Source organism: Pseudomonas karstica (genome assembly GCF_009707515.1).
In the GTDB taxonomy this organism is placed as follows: Bacteria; Pseudomonadota; Gammaproteobacteria; order Pseudomonadales; family Pseudomonadaceae; genus Aquipseudomonas; species Aquipseudomonas karstica.
In genome coordinates, this window is the sequence record NZ_WLYI01000004.1 from 224,182 (window position 1) to 235,416 (window position 11,235).

Here is an 11,235-nt window from a genome sequence, read left to right on the forward strand (position 1 = left end):
GCGATAGCGATTTACGCCGCGCTGGTATCTTTGATCAGGTACGCAGCCAGTGTGCGCAACGGTCCCAACTGCCGACAAATCAACGCCAACTGCGTCTGCACCAGCCGCTGCGCCTCATCGGTCTCATCGGGCATCTGTTCCAGTTCAACCGCCAACGCTTCTTCAGCATCACTTTGGATGGCGATTGGCGTTTTATTCGCCAGCCCTGCGGCGATTTCGTCGATGCTCACCGCCAGGGTGCGACCGGCACCTTCAATCAGATGTTCGCGCACTTCGGCCGGCAATTGGGTTTCACGGTGGGCGCCCAACCCCGACAGGTAGCTGAGCAAGGTGTGGGACAGCACCAGGAAGCGGAAGCCCACATCAGCCTCCTTTCGGAAATGCCCTGGCTCCATCAGCATATTGGCCAGGGTGGTGGACAGCGCGGCGTCGGCGTTGTGAGCGTTGCGTCGAGCCAGGCGGTAAGCCAGGTCGTCGCTTTTGCCTGCGGCGTACTGTTGCATGATTTGTCGCAGGTAGATGCTGTTGCAGGTCAGGGTATTGGCCAGCACTTTGTTCAGGCGTCGGCCCTGCCAATCCGGCAAGAACAGGAACACCGCCAACCCGGCGATCAGACTGCCCAGTAGGGTATCGAACAGCCGTGGCAGGAACAGTCCGTAGCCATCGCCCACCTGGTTGAAGCAGAACAGCACCATCAAGGTGATAGCCGCGGTCGCCAGGGTGTAGCGGGTGGTGCGATTGATAAAGAACACCAGGCCGGCGGCGATGGCGAACATTGATTGCACCAGTGGGTTTGGGAACAGGTCGAACAGTGCCCAGGCCACGGTCAGGCCGATGGCGGTGCCAATGATCCGCTGGCCCAGTTTGCGCCGGGTCGCGCCGTAGTTGGGTTGGCAGACGAACAGGGTGGTCAGGATGATCCAGTAGCCCTGGGATGGGTGAATCAAATGCACCATGTAATAACCGATGCTCAGCGCCAGGGACAGGCGCAGGGCGTGGCGGAACAGCAGGGATGTTGGCGTCAGTTGCGTGCGCAGGCGCGTCCACATCTCTTTGACGTTGCGCGGCGAGCGGTCCAGCAAATTGCTGTCGGTGGCGTCTGCCAGTCGGTCGGGGTTGCTGGCATCGCTGAGCAGGTGGTCCAGTGTCGACAGGTTGGCCGCCAGGGCCCGCAGCGAGCGCAGCAGGCCGCGCCAGGCGGGGTTGCTTTGGATGCGCAGGTGTTCCAGGGAGGCGTTCAGATCGCCCAGGGCTTCGGCGAAACTGTCGTCATAAACGAAGGGCTGGCGCAACTGGATCGACTCGGCGAGGACCTGGCAGGCTTTGCCTTGCTGGCGCAGCAGGCGTTGACAGCGGAACAGCACGTCGCTGTGGAAGAAGGCTTCGGCCAGGGCGTTGTAAGGGTAGTGAGAGGAGCTGGCGCGTTCGTGGATGTCCTGGGCCAAGAAGTACAGCTTGAGGTAACGACTGACCTTGGACCCCGGCCGGCCATTACCAACCCGGTGCAGAATGATTTCCTTGGCGGCGTTCAAGGCTGCCACTACCCGTCCATTTTGCTGGGCCAATTCCAGGCGTCGCGCTTCTACATCCAGTTGACGGATCGGTTCGAATAATGATGACTTGAGCTTGAGGTAACGCCCCAGTTCGCGAAACAAACGCGCCAGGCTCTGTTGCACCGGCTGGTTGGAAAACAGCACCTGCCACAACACCGAGAGAGCACCATACCAAGCGGCGCCGGCCACCAGCAGCAACGGTTCGTGCCAGAAGTCGGTGACCGCTCCACCGCGCTGGTCCACGCCGATCATGGTGTACACAGAGAGAATCAGTGTCGCCGAGGCAATCGCACCATAGCGCTCGCCCAAGGCTCCGAGCATGGTCAGGCCGAAACTGGCCAGCGCCAGGGCAATGGCGAAAATCCACGGATAGGGAAACAGCAACTCCACCGACAGCGCGGCAATACTGAAACATACCAGCGTGACCGCCAGGGCGTTCAGGCGGCCTTGCCAACTGTCATCGGTCTCGGCCAGGGCACTGGCGATAATCCCCAGGAACAGCGGGATCAGCAGTGTCATTTCATCCTGATACCAACACAACGCCATGCTGCCGGTGAGGGCGATGAATACCCGTACGCTGTAACTGAACTTATCCAGTGCCCAAAGGCGCCGCATGGACTGCTTGAACGAGGTCGATGACATGAAGTCTGGTGTCTTCCGGGACGATGACGCTAAATTGAGCCAGTAATGACGCCACGGCAAGCCTGGTGATCACATCAATGAGCAAATTTTACCGATCGTCCCCACGTTTTGCGTGGAATGCCGCTGTTGGCGCAGGGCTTGAGTTCAAGCACCCTCAGGCGTATTGCGCGGCGGCGTAGGCGGATGCCCAAGCCCACTGGAAGTTGAACCCGCCCAGATGCCCGGTCACATCCAGCACTTCGCCGATGAAATACAGCCCAGGGCTTTTCAGCGATTCCATCGTCTTGGACGACACTTCTCGCGTGTCCACGCCCCCCAGGGTCACTTCCGCCGTGCGATAGCCTTCGGTTCCCGCCGGCACCAACTGCCAGCTCCCCAGCTTATTGGCGATGTCTGCCAACTCAGCATGGGTGTACTGCTTCATCGGCTTGGACACGAACCAGGTTTCTGCCAACAGGTTGGCCATTTTCTTGGTGAAGATCTCACCCAGCAGGGTCTTCAACTCGCTGTTGGGGCGTTCGGCTTGTTGCTGCTGCAGCCAGGCGTGGGCGTCGTGGTCGGGCAGCAGGTTGATTTCCACAGTGTCGCCTGACTCCCAATAGGAGGAAATCTGCAAAATCGCCGGCCCGCTCAGGCCGCGGTGGGTAAACAGGATGTTCTCGCGAAAACTCTGGTCGTTGCAGCTCACCAGGCAGTCCACCGACGTACCGGACAGTTCGCCGCACAGCTCCTTGAGCTGGTCGGTGATGGTAAACGGCACAAGCCCTGCACGGGTGGGCAGCAGTTCATGGCCGAACTGCCTGGCTACCTGGTAGCCGAAACCGGTGGCGCCGAGTGTCGGTATCGACAGCCCGCCGGTGGCAATCACCAAGGATTCACAGCGCAACTCGCCCAGGGTGGTCTGCAACTGATAACCGGCCTCAAGCTTGGCAATCTCTTGGATCGAGGTATCCAGGTGCAGGCTCACGCCGGTCTGGATGCATTCGTCCAGCAGTATGCCGAGGATATCGCTGGACTTGTTATCACAGAACAGTTGGCCGAGTTTCTTCTCGTGGTATGGCACGCCGTGCTTGGCCACCAGCCCGATGAAATCCCACTGGGTATAACGGGCCAGGGCGGACTTGCAGAAATGTGCGTTATGGGAGAGAAAGTTGGCAGGCTCGGTGTACATGTTGGTGAAGTTGCAGCGACCACCACCGGACATCAGGATCTTCTTGCCGGCCTTGTTCGCGTGGTCGAGCAGCATTACCTTGCGCCCACGTTCGGCAGCGGTCAGCGCGCACATCAAGCCTGCGGCGCCAGCGCCAATGATCACAACTTCGGTCGAGCGCAAAACAGTGTCCTCACAGTCATCAGATCGTTCCCACGCTCTGCGTGGGAACGCCGCCTTGGACGCTCTGCGTCCGATCAGGTCAGAGAATGCGCACGCGCAACGAGCGGCCTTTGATCTTGCCGTCGTTCAAACGCTGCAACGCCTGCTTGGCGATCCCGCGTTCCACCGCCACATAGGCCTGGAAGTCAAAGATTGCGATCTTGCCGACCTGAGCGCCTGGAATTCCGGCTTCACCGGTCAGAGCGCCAAGGATGTCGCCGGGGCGAACCTTGTCTTTGCGGCCAGCAGCAATGCACAGGGTGCTCATGACCGGCAGCAGCGGGCCACCGCTCTGAGGCTTGAGGTTGTCCAGTTGGTCCCAGTTCAGCGGCGATTTCTGCAATTGCTCGATGGCTTGGGCGCGATGGGCTTCGGAGGGGGCCACCAGGCTGATAGCGATGCCGGTCTCGCCGGCACGACCGGTACGGCCGACACGGTGAATGTGAATTTCCGAGTCGCGGGCCAGTTCGACGTTAATCACCATGTCCAGTGCATCAATGTCCAGGCCACGGGCGGCAACGTCAGTGGCTACCAGTACCGAAGTGCTGCGGTTGGCGAACATTGCCAGCACCTGGTCACGGTCGCGCTGTTCCAGGTCGCCATGCAGGCCGACGGCAGAAATGCCCTTGGAGGTCAGGTGGTCGACGGTTTCCTGTACTTGTTGCTTGGTGAAGCAGAATGCCACGCACGAGGCCGGGCGGAAATGGGCCAGGACCTTGGTCACGGCGTCCATGCGTTCTTCCGGGGAAATCTCGTAGAAACGCTGCTCGATCTGCTCATCGGAGTGGAAAGCTTCAGCCTTCACTTGCTGCGGCGCGCGCATGAACTTGGACGCCAGTTGCTTGATGCTCACCGGGTAGGTGGCCGAGAACAGCAGGGTCTGGCGGCGCGGCGGGGTCTTGCTGATGATGTCTTCGATGGCGTCGTAGAAACCCATGTCGAGCATGCGGTCGGCTTCGTCGAGGATCAGTGTGTTCAAACCGTCGAGGACCAGCGAGCCCTTACGCAAGTGTTGCTGGATGCGACCCGGGGTGCCGACGATGATGTGCGCGCCGTGCTCGAGCGAGGCGATTTGCGGCCCGAGGGAGACGCCGCCACACAGGGTCAGCACCTTGATATTGTCTTCGGCGCGGGCCAGGCGACGGATTTCCTTCGCCACCTGATCGGCCAGCTCGCGGGTTGGGCACATTACCAGGGCCTGGCAGCCGAAGTAGCGCGGGTTGATCGGGTTCAGCAGGCCGATGCCAAAGGCCGCCGTCTTGCCGCTGCCGGTCTTGGCCTGGGCGATCAGGTCCAGCCCCTTGAGGATCACCGGCAAGCTTTGCGCCTGGATCTGCGTCATCTGGGTATAACCAAGGGCGTCCAGGTTAGCCAGCATGGCGGCGGACAGCGGCAAAGTATTAAAAGCGGTGGCAATGGTGGTCACGGGACTGGCCTGCAAAACAAAATGTCGCGCAGTGTAGCAGCCCCCAGCGGATTTCCCTGCAAGTTCTAGACGAGGAGTAGGTGGGTGGGGGCCGCTTTGAGTTTCAAGCTTGCCGCTTGCCGCTGCTCTTAATGCTCAATATCGTGTTCGCGACTGACTACCCGTCGGCCATCCTTGGGCGACAGCTGCAAAAAGATCGCCGCCGCCAGCATCGTCATAATACCCACGGTGAGAAAAGTCAGCTGGAACGCACCCAGTATCGTATTGACCCCGTCGTTGCCCGTCTCGGCGGTAAACCCGCCCAGCAGGGCGCCGGCACAGGCCACTCCCAGGCTCAGGGACAGTTGCGCCACCACCGACAGCAAACCGTTGCCGCTGCTGGCCTGGGCGTCGTCGAGGTCGATCAGGGTGACAGTGTTCATGGCGGTGAACTGCAAGGAGTTGATCGCTCCCAGAACAGACAGCATGACCAGCAGCAATGGGTAGGGTGTGTGTTCGCTGACCAGGCCCATGCTCGCCAGCATGATGCCCAGGCATAAGGTATTGCCGGTCAGGACGACGCGATAGCCCAGGCGCTCGATCAGCGGTCGGGCGATGGACTTGGCGAACATCGCTGCCGCGGCCAGTGGCAACATGCTCATCCCGGCTTCGGACGGTGAGTAGCCTAAGGCGATCTGTAACAGCAGAGGTACCAGAAATGGCAGGGCGCCGCTGCCCAGGCGGGAAAACAGGTTCCCCAGAATGCCTACGGCGAAGGTTCGGGTCTTGAACAGCACGGGTGAAAACAGCGGATTATCGATATGCCCGGCTCGCAGCCAATAGGCGGCCAGGCAGGCCAGGCCACCGAACAGCAGCAACATCACCCGCAGGTGTGGCAGGTGCAATTCGCCCAGGCCTTCCATGGCGATGGTGATCAGTACCATCGCTGCACCAAACAGCAGGAAGCCGATACTGTCGAAACGCGTGCGTTCGCTGCCCCGCAGGTCGGGGATGAATTTCCACACGGCGTAACAACCGATCATGCCTACCGGCAAGTTGATCAGGAAGATCCAGTGCCAGGTCAGGTACTGCACCATCCAGCCACCCATGGTCGGGCCGAGCAACGGGCCGAGCAGTCCCGGAATGGTAATGAAACCCATGATGCGCACCAGTTCCGAGCGCGGGTAGGCTCGCAGCACCACTAGTCGCCCGACCGGCAACATCAGTGCACCACCGAGCCCCTGGATCACCCGGGCGCCTACCAGCATGCTCAGGCTGCTGGATAAAGCGCACAGAAGCGAGCCGATGCTGAACAGCATGATCGCCCCGAAAAAAATTTTCTTGGTGCCAAAGCGGTCGGCAATCCAACCCGAGGCCGGGATCAGCAAGGCGACAGTGAGCATGTAGGCAATCACCACCCCTTGCATGCGCAGAGGGTTTTCCGCGAGGTCCCGAGCCATGGCTGGCAGTGCCGTGTTGAGAATCGTCCCGTCCAGCGACTGCATAAAGAAGGCAATTGCTACCACCCAGGGTAACCAGCGGGCGGTCTTGGCATCGAGCGGGACGCGATTCGGCATGAGAGCCCTTTTGTTAGCAAGCTATGTAGTACCGATTATGCGCTATCGCCTACACCTTTTCCCACTGGCGATTGGTCTATGCCTGGCAGCGATACGTCTTTGCCCACGAGGAAGTCGATCAACTCCCGATGCACGGCGAGGGCCGATTCGCGGGACTCCAGATCGAGCAAATGGCCAGTGTGTTCAGCCGTGGCGAAGCTGCTGCGGCCAACATAGTGCTTGAACCATCGCGCCTCGTCAGCTGGCGTGTACTCGTCCAGCGTACCGTTGAGAAAGTGCACTGGAGTTTCGATCTGGCACAGTTGCGGCAGGTAGTTGCCATCCCCCATTTGCAGCACCTGATGGATATGGAAGCGCGCCTGGCGGTATTCGGTGGTGGCCATGTTCGACAGGTGATGGTGATTGTTGCGCTTGAGCCTGGGCGACAGGTATTTACCGACGGTCTCATTGAGCAGGTGGCCGACGGCCGATTTGTCATCTGCTTCGATCAATACCCGAACCCGCTCCACATACTCCAACATCGCCTGGTTAAGGTTAGGCGCCAGGGCCATCACCACCGAGCTTTCGATGGAGGGCGGGTTTCGCGCCAAGGTCAGCAGCGTGGAGATGCCCCCCCAAGACGCCGACACCAGATGGTTGACCTGGAAACGCTCCACCAACCCACGGAGGATTTCCACTTCATCGTCTTTGGTCACCAGGTCCAGGTCGGTGTTGTGGGGACGCGAATAGCCGGAAAATGGCAAGTCGAACATCAGTACATTGAAGTGCTCGGCGAGGCATTTGCTGGTACGTGCGAATGACCGGGTGGTGGACAGCGCGCCGTTGACCATCAGGACGGTCTTCTTTTGCGGGTTGTTACCAAGCTGCTCTACGTGAATGTTGTAGTGCTTGAACAGCTTTTCAATGACAAAACTTCCTTGGTTCATGTCACGCTCCAGCTTGCCCTTTTTCGAGCAAGGTCATGCATCACTTGGGACAAGTGAGCTGCGGGTGGGGTTATTTTTACCGCGAGGATGTGGCTAGATGCTACCAATCTTTATAACGAGATTTTTGGAATGCGACAACTGGCCGAGCGGCCAGGTGTCTAGAACGGGGGTTCTGGTGCGAGCAAAGAACCAGGCGTCCCCGCATCTACAGGGTCAGGGTCAAGCGTTTGACCAGCGCCCCTGGAAGCAGATTGGACGACGTATTGCGTTGGCTATACGTACTGGCCGACAGCAGTAGTTCGCGATCCAGGGTCAATGCTTCCAATTGCGAACCCAGCAGGTGATAGACACTGTCATCAAAGCGCATGGTGCTCACCGGTGCCTTGATTTCACCGTCTTGTACCCAGAACGTCGCGAAGCGGGTCATACCGGTCAGGCGTGCGGCTGGCTGGTCGGAGTAGTTCAGGTACCACAGGTTGCTGATGTACAGGCCAGTGCCCAGTTGCTTGAGGATATCGGCCTGGGCCAGGGTGCCGGCGCCCATTTGCAGGGCGCTGGGGGTTTCGTCGCTTTGCGCACCGTTGGTGCTCAAGCCGTATTCGGCGGCGCTGCGGGAGTTGACCAGGCGCTCATCGGCCTTGCCGGCACGGATCAGTTTCACGTCGCTGCGCGGGTAACCGTCGCGCGAGAACGCTGGGCTGAGGGAACCGCTGACCTGTTCGTCCATGGACACCCAGGGGCTGAGCGCCTGGTCACCAGCGTACAGCCGTTGCAGCGGGCTGCCTTTGCTGGCAATGGCCTGTGCGGAAAAGCCACCCCAGGTGAGCATGCCGATGATTTCTTCCAGCGCCGCCGGTGCCAGGTAGGCGCGGTACTGTCCAGGCGCGAGGGGGTGTAGCGGGCGGCCGAGAAATTCAAGCTGCTCACGTGCTTGCTGGAAGCGCCGGGCGAAGGTCGCACTGTTCCAGTCGTCCCCGGCATAGCTGGCTTTTACCGCTTCGCCATTTGCATGGAACAGGCTGAAATCAAAGTTGAAGCTGTTGGCCTGATGCCAGCCAAAGGCTCCCGACGAACTGGCAAAGCCCCGGCTGATGGGGCCGGCGGCATAGAAACCCACCAGGTCGACACCCTCGGCAGCCTGGCTGATTTCTTTCAGTACCTGGGCCAGTTCCGGCAGCGGGTGGTCCTGTGTGTCCTGGCTCTGCCAGGCATTGTGGTTGAGCAGCAGATACGGATCCTGGGGCAGCAACGGCAAGGTGCTGCGCAGTTGCTGCAGGCCGTCGGCCAGGCGCTGGCGGTCCAGTTCAGGTTCGCCGGCCAGGGTGATGCCGAGGTCGGCATGGCGCCCATCAAGGATCAATTTCAAATTCAGGCTGGCCTGTTGCACGTGGCCGGCCTGGCGCACTTGGGCATGATTGAAACGCACAAACTCGGACGACTCTGCCGCGTAACCGAGGTGGAATTGTTCTGTGTCGGTGATGGCTTGCTTGAGCCAGTCCACCAGGGCCTTGAAGGTGTTCATCAGGCATCTCCCCCAAACACGTCGACGTTGCTGAACACACAGGCCGGCGACGCATGGCCGACGCGAATGACTTGATTGGGTTCGCCTTTGCCACAGTTTGGCGTGCCCAGGACCTGGAAGGTGCTGGCATCACCGACGGCGCTGAGCTTGCGCCAGAACTGTGCGGAAATTGCCCGGTAGTTGGGGTTCTTCACCACGCCCTTGAGTTCGCCGTTTTCAATCAACTGGCCCCACTCGCAGCCGAACTGAAACTTGTTGCGCGCGTCATCAATTGACCAGGAACGGTTGGTCGACATGAGGATGCCGTGCTCGATGCCCTTGATCAATTGCGCCAGGCTCTGGTCTCCGGCCTCGATATTGAGGTTGGCCATACGGTCGATGGGCGCCCGGTTCCAACTGCAGGCGCGGCTATTGGCCACACCGCCCATGCCTGAACGGTACTGCGACAGCGCACCGCCCAAGGGCTTGAGCAGCAGGCCTTGGCGAATCAGGAATTGTTTGCTGGCGGGGGTTCCGTCGTCGTCATGGCCGTAGCTTGCAAGCTGTTCGGGAATGTCCGGGTCGAAGGTCACGTTCAGCAGCTTGGAGCCATATTGCAGGTGGCCGAAATCACTGGCCCTGACGAAGCTGGTGCCGGCGTAATTGCGCTCGTCTCCGAGGATGCGGTCCAACTCCAGCGGGTGGCCGATGGACTCATGGATCTGCAGCATCATCTGGTCGGGCGTCAGCAGCAGGTCGCGGGAGCCTTCTGGTGTATTCGGTGCCAATAGCAGCTGCAGCGCCTGATCGGCGATCCTGGGGCCGGCGCCAACCAGGCCGAAGCGGCTGATGACATTTGCACCACCTTGTTGGCCGAAGTTGGTTCCACCCAGGGTGCGGGTCTGGCTGTCGTTGCCGTCGTAGGCGGTGACGCTCAACCCTGGATAAACGAACCGTTGGGCCTGGCGCAACTCGGCGCCGGCATTATTGAGGTAGATCTGTTCAACGTGGGTCATGCCCAGGTTGGCTTCCCAGTTCACCAGGCGTTCGTCCTTGGGTACCGCACAGGATTCACTGCCGAGCAGTTGGTAGCAATCGCTCAAGGACGGGAACGCCTGCTCGAGGTCTGGCGACAGGTAATCGGCGATGTCGCTGGATACTGGCTGGTCGCGCAGGTCGAGCAGGGCGTGGGGAAAGATCAGCCGGGCCTGCTGTTCGGCCCGCTCAAGAGCGGCTTGCAGGCCGGGCAGAGAGATATCGTTGGTGGCCGCGTAGGCTTCGACACCGTTGAGACGCACGGTGAGCATGGCGCCTTCGTCGTGGCTCAGGTGTGGGGGCTCGGCGACGTTCTTGCGCACCGACAAGTATTGGCCGGATTCGCGCACGTAACGCAGGGAGAAAAATTCGGCGGTAGTGCGTAAAGCAGAGAAATGTTGTTTAAGTCGCGGGTGGGCGTCGAACATACACCGTTCTCTCCTGAGATCGTTCCCACGGGGCGTTCCCACACAGCGCGTGGGAACGCCCGGGCGCGGAAGTTTAGACCGGGCAACCCTTGGCGCGCAGGATGGCGTCAAAACGATCAGGGTCCAGGGTGCCGGCTTCGATAGCCGCCAGTGTAGCCTTCTCGCGGGCCAGCAGGTCGTGACAGCGCACCAGCAGTTCCGGCAGTTCGCTGCGGGACGCCGCCACCACGCCGTCGCCGTCGCCAATCATCAGGTCGCCGGGCATCACCAGCATGCCTGCACAGGAAATCGGCACGTTGATTTCGCCGCCACCGTCGGTGCTGGGGCCACGGTGGACGCCACCGATAGCGTAGGCCGGCAGTTCGCCGGTCTGCCATTCGTCGAGGTCGCGCAGGGCGCCGTTGATCACTACGCCGACGATGCCGGCCTTGAGGGCCATGGCGCGCATGATGCCGCCGAACACAGCGCGGGTCAGGTCGGCGCTGCCGTCGATCACCAGTACATCGCCCGGGCGGGCCATTTGCATGGCCTTGAGAATCATCAGGTTGTCACCCGGGCGTACGCGTACGGTCAATGCACTGCCGAGCATGGGGGCATTGCCGTGGAAGGCCTTGAGGCCCAGGCCGCCGACGTTACGGCCCAGGCAATCGCTGACGGCCGCGGCAGGGATCTTGCTGAACTCCTTCAGCCATTTTGGATCCAGGGGTTCAACGTTTGGATTGATCAGGAAGCCGGTAGGCCATTTGCTCGAAGAAACGACATCAAACATGAGAAAGCCTCGTGGCCAGGCAGGTGC

Annotated in this window: 8 protein-coding genes; all 8 read right to left on the reverse strand. The window is 60.6% G+C overall.

Annotated elements, in window-relative coordinates:
* Nucleotides 1-11: 11 nt before the first annotated feature.
* Nucleotides 12-2,195 (reverse strand): YccS family putative transporter, encoded by a 2,184-nt coding sequence (yccS, locus tag GIR22_RS05070; protein WP_154742255.1) that lies wholly within the window; start codon nt 2,193-2,195, stop codon nt 12-14.
* Between the two features lie 154 nt (nt 2,196-2,349).
* Nucleotides 2,350-3,528, reverse strand: coding sequence for a BaiN/RdsA family NAD(P)/FAD-dependent oxidoreductase (locus GIR22_RS05075; RefSeq protein ID WP_154742256.1), 1,179 nt, complete (start codon nt 3,526-3,528; stop codon nt 2,350-2,352).
* A gap of 79 nt (nt 3,529-3,607) precedes the next feature.
* Nucleotides 3,608-4,945: an ATP-dependent RNA helicase DbpA gene (dbpA, locus tag GIR22_RS05080; RefSeq protein WP_246207833.1), complete on the reverse strand. Its 1,338-nt coding sequence runs from the start codon at nt 4,943-4,945 to the stop codon at nt 3,608-3,610.
* 176 nt (nt 4,946-5,121) lie between these two features.
* Nucleotides 5,122-6,549, reverse strand: coding sequence for a multidrug transporter subunit MdtD (mdtD, locus tag GIR22_RS05085; RefSeq protein ID WP_154742258.1), 1,428 nt, complete (start codon nt 6,547-6,549; stop codon nt 5,122-5,124).
* A gap of 35 nt (nt 6,550-6,584) precedes the next feature.
* Entirely contained in the window at nt 6,585-7,475 is an 891-nt protein-coding gene (locus GIR22_RS05090; protein WP_154742259.1) for an alpha/beta fold hydrolase, read from the reverse strand.
* A 205-nt stretch (nt 7,476-7,680) separates the two neighbouring features.
* A complete protein-coding gene (locus GIR22_RS05095; protein WP_154742260.1) occupies nt 7,681-8,997 on the reverse strand; it encodes a TldD/PmbA family protein in 1,317 nt (438 codons plus the stop codon).
* A complete protein-coding gene (locus GIR22_RS05100; protein ID WP_154742261.1) occupies nt 8,997-10,439 on the reverse strand; it encodes a TldD/PmbA family protein in 1,443 nt (480 codons plus the stop codon). The genes GIR22_RS05095 and GIR22_RS05100 overlap by 1 nt, the downstream gene beginning before the upstream one ends.
* Nucleotides 10,440-10,512: 73 nt before the next feature.
* Nucleotides 10,513-11,235, reverse strand: a 723-nt coding sequence (locus tag GIR22_RS05105) for an RraA family protein (RefSeq protein ID WP_343039635.1), incomplete at its 5' end; no start/stop codon positions are given.